12 protein-coding genes are annotated in these 13,343 nt (G+C 49.2%); 1 reads left to right on the plus strand and 11 read right to left on the minus strand.

The window, feature by feature from the left end; genetic code table 11:
* Positions 1–135: 135 nt before the first annotated feature.
* The 7 genes from FDW92_RS01805 to FDW92_RS01835 all read right to left on the minus strand — a co-directional run bounded on the left by FDW92_RS01805 (position 136) and on the right by FDW92_RS01835 (position 9,528).
* Complete coding sequence (locus FDW92_RS01805) at positions 136–894, minus strand: amino acid ABC transporter ATP-binding protein (RefSeq protein ID WP_042311366.1); 759 nt, start codon at positions 892–894, stop codon at positions 136–138.
* 7 nt (positions 895–901) lie between these two features.
* Complete coding sequence (locus FDW92_RS01810) at positions 902–2,005, minus strand: amino acid ABC transporter permease (protein ID WP_042311365.1); 1,104 nt, start codon at positions 2,003–2,005, stop codon at positions 902–904.
* Positions 2,006–2,014: 9 nt separating this feature from the next.
* The gene (locus FDW92_RS01815; RefSeq protein WP_137400533.1) at positions 2,015–3,196 is read right to left on the minus strand and encodes an amino acid ABC transporter permease; all 1,182 of its coding nucleotides are present in this window, start codon (positions 3,194–3,196) and stop codon (positions 2,015–2,017) included.
* A gap of 69 nt (positions 3,197–3,265) precedes the next feature.
* Positions 3,266–4,291 carry an amino acid ABC transporter substrate-binding protein gene (locus FDW92_RS01820; protein WP_038634415.1) on the minus strand — a complete coding sequence of 342 codons (1,026 nt, stop codon included), beginning with the start codon at positions 4,289–4,291 and terminating at the stop codon, positions 3,266–3,268.
* 458 nt (positions 4,292–4,749) lie between these two features.
* A complete protein-coding gene (locus FDW92_RS01825; RefSeq protein WP_003025292.1) occupies positions 4,750–4,971 on the minus strand; it encodes a lipoprotein in 222 nt (73 codons plus the stop codon).
* A 271-nt stretch (positions 4,972–5,242) separates the two neighbouring features.
* Positions 5,243–8,356 (minus strand): efflux RND transporter permease subunit, encoded by a 3,114-nt coding sequence (locus FDW92_RS01830; protein ID WP_042311363.1) that lies wholly within the window; start codon positions 8,354–8,356, stop codon positions 5,243–5,245.
* An 11-nt stretch (positions 8,357–8,367) separates the two neighbouring features.
* Positions 8,368–9,528 carry an efflux RND transporter periplasmic adaptor subunit gene (locus tag FDW92_RS01835; protein WP_042311362.1) on the minus strand — a complete coding sequence of 387 codons (1,161 nt, stop codon included), beginning with the start codon at positions 9,526–9,528 and terminating at the stop codon, positions 8,368–8,370.
* 413 nt (positions 9,529–9,941) lie between these two features.
* Here FDW92_RS01835 and envR point away from each other — a divergent pair, with 413 nt between their 5' ends.
* Complete coding sequence (gene envR, locus FDW92_RS01840) at positions 9,942–10,598, plus strand: acrEF/envCD operon transcriptional regulator (protein ID WP_042311360.1); 657 nt, start codon at positions 9,942–9,944, stop codon at positions 10,596–10,598.
* Positions 10,599–10,632: 34 nt separating this feature from the next.
* On the opposite strand, the gene FDW92_RS01845 is transcribed toward envR, so the two are convergent.
* The 4 genes from FDW92_RS01845 to dusB form a co-directional block, all read right to left on the minus strand.
* Complete coding sequence (locus FDW92_RS01845) at positions 10,633–10,797, minus strand: DUF2556 family protein (protein ID WP_032940702.1); 165 nt, start codon at positions 10,795–10,797, stop codon at positions 10,633–10,635.
* Positions 10,798–10,879: 82 nt separating this feature from the next.
* Positions 10,880–11,764, minus strand: a complete 885-nt coding sequence (gene yhdJ, locus FDW92_RS01850) for an adenine-specific DNA-methyltransferase (protein WP_042311358.1) — start codon at positions 11,762–11,764, stop codon at positions 10,880–10,882.
* Positions 11,765–11,852: 88 nt separating this feature from the next.
* Positions 11,853–12,149: a DNA-binding transcriptional regulator Fis gene (gene fis, locus FDW92_RS01855; RefSeq protein WP_000462905.1), complete on the minus strand. Its 297-nt coding sequence runs from the start codon at positions 12,147–12,149 to the stop codon at positions 11,853–11,855.
* A 25-nt stretch (positions 12,150–12,174) separates the two neighbouring features.
* Positions 12,175–13,140: a tRNA dihydrouridine synthase DusB gene (dusB, locus tag FDW92_RS01860; protein ID WP_042311356.1), complete on the minus strand. Its 966-nt coding sequence runs from the start codon at positions 13,138–13,140 to the stop codon at positions 12,175–12,177.
* Between the last annotated feature and the right edge of the window lie 203 nt (positions 13,141–13,343).

Genomic DNA, 13,343 nt, shown 5'->3' on the forward strand with positions numbered 1-13,343 from the left:
CTCCCCATGCGAGAGTAGGGAACTGCCAGACATCAAACAAGTGAAAAGGCCATCCGAAAGGATGGCCTTTTTGCGTTATGCTTCTTGCTAACCTGTAAGCCCGGTATGCGCAACGCCATCGGGCAAAACAGAAGATTAATGAATCACCTGCGACAGGAATGCCCGGGTACGTTCTGATCTGGGATTGGCAAAAAACTCATCTGGCGGCGCCTGCTCCACAATCTCGCCAAGATCCATGAAGATCACGCGGTCGGCCACCGTGCGGGCAAATCCCATTTCATGGGTAACGCACAGCATAGTCATACCCGATTGCGCCAGACCGATCATGGTATCAAGCACCTCTTTCACCATTTCTGGATCCAGCGCTGATGTGGGTTCATCAAACAACATAATTTTAGGTTTCATACATAACGAACGTGCAATGGCCACACGCTGCTGTTGCCCGCCAGAGATTTGCCCTGGATATTTATGCGCATGTTCGGCAATGCGAACCCGTTCAAGGTAGTGCATTGCCAACACTTCAGCCTCTTTTTTCGGCATTTTTTGCACCCAGACTGGTGCCAGCGTACAGTTTTGCAGGACCGTCAAATGAGGAAAGAGGTTGAAGTGTTGAAAGACCATGCCAACTTCCTGCCTGACGCGCTCAATATTGCGAATGTCTTCATTGAGTTCAATCCCATCTACCACAATACGTCCTTGCTGATGTTCTTCCAGATGGTTAATACAACGGATAGTTGTCGATTTACCCGAGCCAGAAGGACCGCATAAGACGATACGCTCTCCTTGTTTTACCTGCAGATTGATGTTTTTCAAAACGTGGAACTGTCCGTACCATTTATTGACGTTTTCCAGCGTAATCATCGCGTCGGTAGACTGCATTAATAATTGGTTCATAAATTCCTCAGTGCGGTGTACGCCCGGTATTAAAACGTTTTTCCAGATGTTGGCTGTAACGCGACATACTGAAACAAAAGATCCAGTAAATCAGTGCGGCAAAAACATATCCTTCAGTCGACATACCCAGCCATGCAGGATCCACGGTTGCTTGCTGCACGCTGCTGAAGAGATCAAACAGGCCGATGATGATGACCAAACTGGTATCCTTGAACAGGGCAATAATCGTATTAACCAAACCAGGAATAACCAGCTTGAGAGCTTGTGGAAGAATGACCAACCCTTGGGTTTTCCAGTACCCCAGGGCCAGTGATTCAGCCGCTTCATACTGACCTTTTGGCAAGGCCTGTAATCCCCCACGAACTACCTCTGCAACATAGGCTGACTGGAAAAGAATGACACCGACCAGGGCCCGGATAAGCTTGTCGATACTGGTCCCCTCCGACATAAACAGAGGGAGCATGACAGAGGACATAAACAGGACGGTGATCAACGGTACGCCGCGCCAGAACTCAATAAAAATGACGGATAAAATCCGAACGATTGGCATATGAGAACGACGTCCCAATGCCAGTAGAATCCCCCACGGGAGCGCACCCGCAATACCGACGGATGCGATGATAAGCGTCAGCGTTAACCCGCCCCACTGCCGGGTTTCTACCCGCTCAAGTTCGAGAAAACCACCGTACATCAACCACCAGACCACCAAAGGATAAACAACTGCCCAAACGGCGATATAACGACCACGGTGGGGAATGATTTTCCAGAACATGGGAACGATTGAAACAAGGCCAATCAGCAGGGCCAGATTTATGCGCCAGCGCTGATCGTGTGGGTAAAGTCCATACATGAATTGTCCGAAGCGTTCATGAATGAACACCCAGCAGGCCCCCGCTTTGGTACAGTCAGCTCTGGTAGAGCCTATCCAGTTGGCCTGAAAAAATACCCAGTTCAACAGCGGTGGAAGGAAGGACCAAATTAGCCACACGCATAGCAGCGTGAGCAGGCTATTTGACCAAGTGGAGAACAGGTTTTTGCGAACCCAGAACAGACAGCTGCTTGCCGGGTTACTGCTCTGGCGCGAGGGGTGAGACAGTAGTGCTTTTGTCATCATGGCTCCTTAGCGCTCGATCAGTGCGATACGACGGTTATAAATATTCATCAGTAGAGAAATGCTCAGGCTGATGATCAGGTATACCGACATCGTGATGGCAATAGTTTCAATGGCTTGTCCCGTTTGATTGAGTACCGTGCCAGCAAACAGGGAAACCATATCCGGGTAGCCAATGGCGGCAGCGAGCGATGAATTTTTAACGATATTCAGGTACTGACTGGTTAGTGGAGGAATGATGACGCGCAGCGCCTGCGGGATGATGACCTGGCGGAACGTCACCGGATTTGGCAAACCCAGAGAGCGTGCTGCCTCATGTTGGCCATAAGGAACAGCCTGAATTCCTGCCCGAATAATTTCTGCAATAAACGCTGAGGTATACACTGAAAGCGCCAGCGTCAGAGCCGCTAGTTCAGGTATAAGCACCATCCCGCCACGGAAGTTAAAACCACGTAGCTCGGGGATATCCCAGTGAAGGGCCGCGCCAAAAAACCATTGTGAAATCATCGGTAAAAACACGAATAATGCCAGAGCTGTGGGCCAGGTACGGCGTAACTGACCGGTTTTGATCTGGTGCATTCTGTTGAAGCGAAGTAGCCCGAAGGTGACAGCGATGGCAATAAGGACCGCAGTACAAAAGGCAAAAAGACCTTCTCCCATTTGCGGTGCCGGAATATACAGCCCCCGGTTGCTCAGAAACATCAAATCCAGCGCGTTTACGGCCTGACGTGGGCCGGGTAGGTTACGTAATACGGCAAAATACCAAAAGAAGATCTGCAATAGCGGCGGGATATTGCGGAACGTTTCGATATAGACCGTGGAGAGCTTTCGCAATAACCAGTTATCTGACAGGCGTGCCAGTCCGAGAAAGAAACCGAGAAATGAAGCGAAGACGATACATAGTGCGGAAACTAACAGCGTATTAAGCAGGCCGACCAGGAACACGCGGCCATAGGTATCGCCTTGCTCGTAATCAATCAGATGCTGGACGATACCAAATCCGGCGCTGCGGTCGAGAAAAGAAAATCCCGAGGTAATACCGCGACTGCTCAGGTTATTAATCGTGTTATGAATGAGATAGACCGCAATGCTAATGACCGCAATGACGGCGAGTATTTGGAATAACCAGGCGCGGACCGCAGGGTTAGAAAAGGATAGCGATCCTTTTACGGTTGAGCGGCGATGAAGCATAAGAAAACCTCGGTAACAATGGCTCTGGGCTGAGCGCCGCAGCTGCGGCGCCCGTTACATCACTTTGCATTAGCGCACCGGTGGCGCATATTGAATGCCACCGTTGTTCCAGAGGTTGTTCTGTCCACGTTTGATCTTCAACGGACTTTCCGATCCAACGTTACGTTCAAAGATCTCCGAGTAGTTACCTACCTGCTTAATAATGTTATAAGCCCATTTGTTATCAAGCTTCAGATCCTTGCCATAATCCCCTTCTTTACCTAGCAGATGCGCCATATCCGGCGTTGCAGGATTAGCTGCTTTTTCATCAACGTTTTTCGAGTTAACCCCCATCTCTTCCGCGTTCAGCATGGCGAACAGCGTCCAGCGAACAATGGAGAACCATTCATCGTCGCCACGACGTACAACCGGACCTAACGGTTCTTTAGAAATAACTTCTGGCAGGACAATCCATTCTGCAGGATTGCTCAGCTTGATGCGCAGGGCATACAGCTGAGACTGGTCGGAGGCCAGCGTATCACAACGTCCTGATTCCAGAGCCTTGGCTGATTCATCCGAGCGGTCAAACGTGACAGGGGTGTACTTCATATTATTGGCTTTAAAGTAGTCAGCCACGTTCAGTTCGGTATCGGTTCCTGCCTGAATACACACCGTTGCGCCATCCAGTTCTTTCGCGCTCTTCAGGCCGGCTTTATTGTGGGTAAGAAAACCAATGCCATCGTAATAGGTTACGCCAGTGAAAGACATGCCCATACCTGCATCACGAGAGGAGGTCCATGTGGTATTACGCGAGAGCATGTCGACTTCGCCAGACTGTAACGCGGTGAAACGTTCCTTGGCGGTGAGCGGGGTATATTTTACTTTGGTATCATCGCCAAATACGGCGGAGGCAACGCCTCGGCATACGTCGACATCAATACCTGAAAACTTACCGCTCGCATCGGCGTAAGAGAAGCCAGGCAACCCGTCACTGATCCCGCATTGCACAAACCCTTTTTTCTTTACGGCATCAAGTGTTGCGCCGGCATGCGCCTGATTTGCTATCGCAAGGAGCACGCCGGCCGCAGCCAGGCTGGCTATTATCATCTTTTTCATAGAGCATCCTGTGTGGAGGAATTATTGTTATGAAAACGTTCTGAAAACGTCTTTTACCGGTCTGTGGCTTTGGCCATACTCTTTTAAGCAAAGGTAGTGCCAGGTTTTTGCGCACGATTATTCGACGCAATATGCAGAGTGTAGACAGGAAAAAATAAATGCAGCGCCCTGAAGTGGTGCAAAATTGAAACGTAAGCCACATTTCAGCGCAAAATTTTAAAATTAGACAGGACGCGTGATAACGATTTCGGACGTTAATATTGATCGCGTGAGAATAATGAAAAGAAAACGTGGTGTAACCAAGAACAGGAAAAATGCTAATTTCAAATCGTGGATATGTGAGGGATATCTATAACAATTTTATTATTTAGAAAGGGCGATAAACCAACGTTTTGTCTTATATGTGAATTTCATTTTTATTGCTAAAAGCGCGGTAGCTACCGCGCTTTTAAGAAGAGTTATTTGGTCAGGGCAACTATCCCAAGCGTCAATCCGGCAACGGCGGCTGCGCCACCGGCGATGGCACCGGCTGTTTCCCAGTTATCCTGCGTGGTGCCTTTCATACAGGTATTGGTATGGACCAGGCGTCCCTGATCGTCGTATACAGGTACGCAAGGAGAATCGTGTGCACAACCGGCAAGAAACGCGGTAAGCAATGCAACGGATATTAATCTTTTCATGGTGTTACCTCAAAAATAAGCGTTTCGCTAATTGAGCAAAGACAAGCGCTAAGCCATCTGCGAACTCGGTCATTATTTTACCACCTCTTAAAAAAAGACTGACAGAAGGAATAATCTCAATTCATGTGGATTGTAAAAATAATGGATAAAAAGAAAGGTTGCGGGCGGGTTTTAATGACCGACTTAAATGAAATAAATGGCTATCTTATTAATAAACAAAGAGAGAGTGTACCGATGAAAAAGGCGTCCGTAGACGCCTTTATTTTACAAATTAATCAGTGTGCCGACTAAAACGCCGTCTGACGACAACGAAGAAGACGGGAACGAAGAAGATCGCCAACAATGTTGCGGTTAGCATTCCCCCCATTACACCTGTGCCGACCGCATTCTGTGCACCGCTACCCGCTCCGTGGCTGATAACCAGAGGCATAACCCCCAGAATAAATGCCAGGGATGTCATCAGGATAGGGCGAAGACGCATGCGGGATGCCTCCAACGTCGCTTCGATCAGCCCTTTACCCTCTTTATCCATCAGGTCTTTGGCAAACTCGACGATCAGAATGGCGTTTTTAGCCGAGAGGCCGATAGTGGTTAGCAACCCAACCTGGAAGTACACGTCGTTATTCATCCCACGTAGCGATGCTGCTAGCAGTGCGCCAACCACGCCAAGCGGTACAACCAGCATCACCGAGAACGGGATCGACCAGCTCTCATACAATGCGGCAAGGCAAAGGAAGACAACGATGAGCGAGATGGCATACAGCGCAGGCGCTTGGTTCCCTGAGAGTCGTTCCTGATAGGACATACCAGTCCAGTCATGACCGATACCGTTAGGCAGTTTCTCTGCCAGGCTTTCCATCAGCGCCATCGCTTCACCGGTGCTTCGGCCTGGCGCCGCTTCTCCTAACAGTTCCATAGAAGGCATACCGTTGTAACGTTCCAGACGTGGTGAACCGTAGATCCAATGTGCGGAACTGAACGTGGAGAACGGTACCATTTCGCCATTGGCGCTACGAACATACAGATTATTGATGTCTTCCGGCAACATACGGAATTTGGCATCGGCCTGTACGTACACTTTTTTCACGCGGCCACGGTCAATGAAGTCATTGACGTAATAGCCACCCAGCGCAGCGGAGATGGTTTCATTAATATCGGACAGCGAGACACCAAGGGCCTGAGCTTTTTCCTGGTCGACATCCAGCTTGAACTGGGCGGTATCCTCGAGACCGTTTGGACGCACGCGAACCAGCAGGTCAGGGTGTTTAGCAACCATACCCAGCAGTTGGTTACGCGCTTGTGTTAACGCAGTATGCCCCAGCCCGCCCTGGTCAATCAGCTCGAAGTCGAAGCCGGTTGCGGTACCCAGTTCAACAATGGCTGGCATGTTGAAAGGGAACACTAAGCCGTCACGAATCTGGCTAAACGCACGGGTTGCTCTGGCGATAATCGATTCAACGTTATTCTCGTCGCCACTGCGTTCTTCCCAGGGCTTGAGGCTGACAAACGCCATCCCTGAGTTTTGCCCTTGCCCGCTGAAGCTAAAGCCGTTAACCGTAAAGACGCTTTCGACGTTGGCTTTCTCGTTGTTCAGGTAGTAATGCGTAACCTGATCCAGCACTTTCTGGGTTCGCTCTTGCGTTGCACCGGCCGGAAGCTGAATCATTGTCAGGAATACGCCCTGATCTTCTTCTGGCAAGAAGGAGGTTGGAAGGCGCATAAACAACACCGCCATCCCAATCACGATAATCAGGTAGACGACCAGGTAACGCCCGGTTTTACGCACAATACCGCTGACGCTATTGGTGTAATGATTGACGCTGTGATCGAATTTGGCATTAAACCAGCCAAAGAAACCGCTTTTATTCTCGTGATGTTCAGCCGATACCGGCTTCAACAGCGTTGCACAAAGCGCGGGAGTCAGGATCAGCGCTACCAGCACTGAAAGCGCCATTGCAGAAACGATGGTGATAGAGAACTGCCGATAGATAGCCCCGGTTGAGCCGCCGAAGAAGGCCATCGGGATAAATACCGCAGACAGCACCATGGCGATACCGACCAGCGCGCCCTGAATTTGTGACATGGATTTTTCTGTCGCCTCTTTGGGCGGCAGATTATCTTCCATCATCACACGTTCCACGTTTTCCACCACCACTATCGCATCATCAACCAATAGGCCGATGGCGAGTACCATGCCGAACATCGTCAGGGTGTTTATTGAGTAGCCAAACGCGGCAAGTACGGCAAATGTGCCCAACAATACAACAGGTACGGCAATGGTTGGAATGAGCGTAGCCCGGATGTTTTGCAGGAACAAATACATGACCAGGAACACCAGCACGATCGCTTCAAACAGCGTTTTTACCACTTCATGAATGGAGATGGTTACAAACGGGGTGGTGTCGTACGGATAGACCACCTTCATTCCCTGCGGGAAGAACGGTTGCAGTTCAACCAGCTTGGCTTTGATAGCGTTTGCGGTATCCAGCGCGTTTGCCCCGGTTGCCAGTTTGATCCCGAGACCGGATGCTGGTTTCCCGTTAATACGCGCGACTACGTTGTAGTTCTCACCACCCAACTCGATGCGTGCAACGTCTTTCAGGTGAACGACCGAACCATCGCTATTCACGCGTAAAGTTACTTTGCCGAACTCTTCAGGGTCTTTCAGTCGCGTTTGCGCAATGATAGAGGCATTAAGCTGCTGATTAGGCAACGCAGGCGTACCGCCTAACTGACCGGCAGCAATCTGATCGTTCTGCACCTTCAACTGATTGATCACATCAACCGGCGTGAGCTGGTACTTATTCAACAAGTTTGCATCCAGCCAGATACGCATAGCGTACTGCGCACCAAACAGCTGCACGTCACCCACGCCATTCAGACGGCTGATTGAGTCTTTAACGTTCGAGGCGACGTAGTCGGAAATGTCATCCTGAGTGGTTTGTGGGTTGTCAGAAACAAAACCCGCGACCATCAAAAAGCTGCTACTGGATTTCTCGACGCTGATCCCCTGCTGCTGAACTTCTTGCGGCAGTAAGGGAGTGGCGAGCTGCAGCTTGTTTTGTACCTGAACCTGCGCGATATCGGGGTCGGTACCGGACTGGAAGGTCAGCGTGATGGTCACACTCCCGGCTGAATCGCTGGTGGAGGACATATACATCAGGTTATCGATACCGTTCATATTCTGTTCGATAACCTGCGTGACGGTATCCTGTACCGTTTGCGCATCCGCACCTGGGTAGGTGGCGGAAACCGATACGGCAGGAGGCGCGATGGTCGGGTACTGCGCCACGGGCAGTTGCATAATTGCCAGAGCACCCGCCATCATCAGAATGATGGCCAGTACCCAGGCAAAGATAGGACGCCTGATAAAAAAGTTAGCCATGTCCGGTTACCTTATTGGGCTTTCGTCGCAGGGGGTTCGTTATCGGCGGTTGCTTTAACCTGAACGCCAGGGCGTGCTTTTTGTAAGCCGCTCACGATAACTTTGTCACCGGGTTGCAGACCTTCGCTGATGAGCCATTTGTCGCCAATCGCTTGAGCGGCGACAACTGCCCGCGCTTCAACCTGGCTCTTGTCGTTAACGACCATCACGGTGGCATCGCCACGAGGTGTACGTGTCACCCCCTGCTGCGGAACGAGAATGGCATTCGGCTGGACGCCTTCATCAATGCGAGCACGCACAAACATGCCTGGCAGCAGCGTGTGCTGTGGGTTAGGGAATACGGCTCTGAGAGTGATTGATCCGGTGCTTTCATCAACCGTCACATCAGAAAATTGCAATGAACCCTTGAGTGGGTATGCCTGACCATTTTCCATCACCAGCTCGACGGTACTGCTGGCGCTGTCTTTATGCAGACTGCCTTGTTCAATAGACTGCTTGAGGCGCATAAAGTCGTTACTGGACTGCGTCACGTCAACATAGATGGGATCGAGCTGTTGCACAGTAGCAAGCTCAGTTGCCTGACCATTCGTGACTAATGCGCCTTCGGTGACGTTAGATTTACCGATACGTCCGCTAATGGGCGATGTCACTTTGGTGTAGGCCAGGTTGATACGTGCGCTTTCGACCGCCGCTTTGGCCGCAATTACGGAGGCATCGGCCTGGCGGGCATCAGCAATTGCCTGATCGTACTCTTGCTGGCTGATGTACTTGGTGCCAACCAGCGGCACATAACGTTTTACCGTTAAATGCGCGATAGCGGCCGCCGCTTCACTCTTTGCCAGTTCGCCTTTGGCGCTGTCATAGTCAGCCTGGTAAGTCGCTGGATCGATCTGATAAAGCGATTGACCGGCTTCAACATCGCTCCCCTCGGTGAAATTCCGTTTAAGTACAATTCCGCTCACCTGAGGACGGACTTCTGCAATACGAAACGCTGTGGTGCGTCCGGGTAATTCGGTCGTCACGGCTAAAGGGGCCTTTTCGACGACATGGACAGTCACCTGCGGCTCTGCGGGATGTGCTTGTGTTTCTCCCTGATCGTTACAACCGGCGAGTAATGCAGCGGAGATGATGATGAATGAGGGCAGGAGTGATAACCTGGCATTTTTCGTCATTTCTATTCCTTAAAAAACCGAACGCTCGTTATTAACCGGGTAACAGCAGAGGTGATAACGCGCACAAGAAAAATAATAGTTGGCTATCCTACAAATTATTAGCTTGCGATGTAAGCAATACTTATTTATGGGCGGGGTTCACGGCACATAAAAGCAAAAAAAGATTAATCAGCTACCGTTTCATTGTGATATTTATAGCAACACTATGATGCTGATAAATACATTTCGAAATGATCATCTGAATGGTGAATATATTGGTTTTTGTTATTTGTTTTATCTATTCGTGTGTAATGTCCGCAATTAAATACTTTAGCCCTCGTCTAAATAAACACTAAGTGATACATTTGTTCCGGATAGCAAATATTAGATAAGAAAGTTAATCATTCTCTACTCCAATCCAGATAGTCGGAATCATGGCCAGAAAAACAAAAGCGGATGCCCTCAAAACGCGACAGCACCTGATGGAAACGGCGATTGTACAGTTTGCCGCACGTGGCGTAGGTAATACGACGCTAAACGACATAGCGGATGCCGCCAATGTGACGCGGGGTGCACTTTATTGGCATTTCGAAAATAAAACTCAATTGTTTAATGAGATATGGTTACAACAACCACCCTTACGCGATCTTATTCAGGACAAGCTTATTGGTCGTTGGGGGGATAACCCTTTACAGCGGTTGCGTGAAAAATTTGTGGTGGGATTACAATATATTGCGGAGAACCCTCGCCAGCAGGCATTAATGCAGATTTTATATCATAAATGCGAATTCCATAAAGATATGATATCAGAGCAGGCAATTCGCGATAAAATAGGTCTCAGCCACCAAAGTATTCGCGATTCTCTCCAACGGTGCGTAGATGAAAATTTGATTGCCACCAGTCTGGATTTAGACGTCATCATCATTATTTTGCATGGTAGCTTTAGCGGAATAATAAAAAACTGGCTAATGAATCCAGAGAGTTATGATCTTTATGGGCAAGCGCCAGCATTAGTTGACAATGTATTAAAAATGCTAAGCCCGGACGGCTGTGTAATGCAATTAATACAGAGTGAAAACCAGGTTGGGTAGTGTAGCCGCCAGGGCCTGACGGCTGTCGACGGTGCTAGTCGAGATCGGCGCAGTTGACCAGCTTTAGGGGATTCACTGAGTTCATATTCCGACACTTGTCGTGCTCTGTTGTCATCAGTTCTATCCACTGGATGAGCAGCGCATCAAAAAGAAAAACGAAGACCGCAAAAACAACCAGCCACCAATACTTGCGAATCATTGCTAAATCCTGTGTATTCATGCCCAAGCTTGCAGGGAATATACACGAAATCAGTAAGCTGAAAAGCAGACTTACAATGCCTTTACTTTGCCGAAAGAGCGCCACTGTTTGCCGTTAATCGGCTCTTTTTGGACAGGTTTTTTGTCTTACGTTTTTTCACTTTTGCAAGTTCAGTCTCTGAAAAATGAGAACCGATACTCAGTCTTCTGAGCCCCATTTTTACGTACTCAGCATTGATTTCAATACCGACAAATTTACGACCTAATTCCACAGCTGTGGCGCCGGTTGTAAAGCTGCCGGCAAACGGATCCAGCACTTTGTCATCCGGGTTGGAGGAAGCCAGAATGATGCGTTCCAGGAGGGCTTTGGGTTTTTGAGTGGGGTGATTTTCGTATTCGTCCATCAGATAGCGAACGCGGGGAAAATCCCAGACATTGCCAGGTACTTTTTTCTGATTGTAAGGCTGGGGCGGATTCTTTCTGTAGTCTATTAGCGCACGTTTAGCGCCCGTTTTGGCTTCAACCAGAACATCATTACGATTAAACGTGTAGTTTTTCTGATCTTTGACCATCATCAGGATCGGTTCATACATCGAACCAAAGTAGTTTTTAGCCTGTACCCCTGAGCTATCATATGACCACACGATACGGCTTTTGATGGTAAAAAGCTGGCGGCATTTGAGGTCGATGTACGGCATGTTCTCCGTACTGTTCATGATGTACATGCTACCGTGTGGTTTGAGAATGCGATGGCACTCGTCAATGCATTCAAACAGCCACGCCAGAAAGGTCTCTTCGTCCCAGGATTCCACCATCCCGTCAAAGTCTTTGCCGATGTTATAAGGTGGGTCGGCAAAAATGAGATCGATGCTTTCAGCGGGTAGCTTTTTTAGCTCGGTTAGCGCATCACCCAGGATTATCTTTTTAGATTCATCGCCAAAATAGACAGGTTCACATCTTGCGTTCATCGCCAAAGCCTCCCATGTGACGTTAATAAAAAAGGCGCTTCCCCATGCCGAGTAGCGCCTTTTAAAACAAACATTTAACTGATTAGTATCAGTTCATGCCGTATTTTTTCAGTTTTTTACGCAGCGTACCACGGTTGATGCCCATCATCAGGGCAGCACGGGTCTGGTTACCGCGGGTGTATTGCATCACCATGTCCAACAGGGGCTGTTCTACTTCAGCCAGTACCAGCTCATAGAGATCATTAACGTCTTGACCATTCAATTGAGCAAAATAGTTCTTCAGTGCCTGTTTAACCGAGTCACGCAGGGGCTTTTGAGTCACCTGGTCCTGGGAGTTAACGGTAGAAACGGTCAGTACGTCAGAATTTACGCGTTGTTCGAACATAGTTCTGTCAGCTCTTTATTTCTGTTTACGCAAAATTTTCGAAGTATGCCTCCAACGCCGCCAGCTGTTCGCTGGAATCTTCAATGGCGTTGAATGTGCGCCGAAACTGGTCATCCGGAGCGTGTTCCTGGAGATACCAGGATACGTGTTTACGCGCAATTCGGTACCCTTTTGCCTGACCATAGAAGTCGTGCAGTTCCCGAACATGCGCACAAAGCAAGCGCTTCACCTCTGCCAGTGGCAGCGGGGGCAGCAGCTCCCCAGTGTCCAGATAATGCTGGATTTCCCGAAAGATCCAGGGTCTTCCCTGAGCTGCACGGCCTATCATCAGGGCATCCGCCCCCGTATAGTCGAGTACAGCTCTGGCTTTAAGCGGGTCAGTAATGTCGCCATTCGCGATAATCGGAATGGAAACTTTCTGCTTAACTGCCCGAATACTGTCGTACTCAGCATCTCCATTGAACAAACAGGCGCGGGTGCGTCCATGAATGGTCAGAGCCTGAATGCCACAGTCTTCAGCCAGTTGGGCAATCTCTACGCAGTTACGGTGTTCCGGAGCCCAGCCGGTGCGAATCTTGAGTGTGACAGGAACGTCCACTGCATTGACGACCTCGGTTAGTATTGATTTCACTAAATCCGGGTACTGCAAGAGGGCTGAACCTGCGAGCTTGCGATTCACTTTTTTAGCCGGACACCCCATATTGATATCAATAATCTGGGCGCCGCTTTCCACGTTAATACGTGCGGCATCGGCCATCTCAACAGGATCGTTACCGGCAATTTGCACCGTGCGAATTCCTGGCTCATCAACGTGCACCATCCGTAAACGAGACTTGTCGCTTTCCCAAACCTGCGGGTTAGAAGACATCATCTCGGATACCGTCAATCCGGCTCCCATCTCATAGCACAGCGTCCTGAATGGTCTGTCAGTGATGCCAGCCATAGGTGCTGCGATCAGGCGATTTCTGAGCTGGTATTGTCCGATGCGCATGAGTTAAGAAATGACCATACTGTGACTGCAAGGCGGCGTATATTACGCATTTTTCGCACGAGATGAAAGGCCAAACTTTGACCAATCCACTGAGGTGGATCAATGAATTGCTGGTTAAGTACACAGTTTCAAATTAAAATCTTTAATAATCATTTGGATACGTGGTTGTGTTAATTTGTCATCCGTTTATAAATTCCGAAAAC

The organism is Citrobacter sp. wls706 (assembly GCF_005281305.1).
GTDB classification, from domain to species: Bacteria; Pseudomonadota; Gammaproteobacteria; order Enterobacterales; family Enterobacteriaceae; genus Citrobacter; species Citrobacter werkmanii.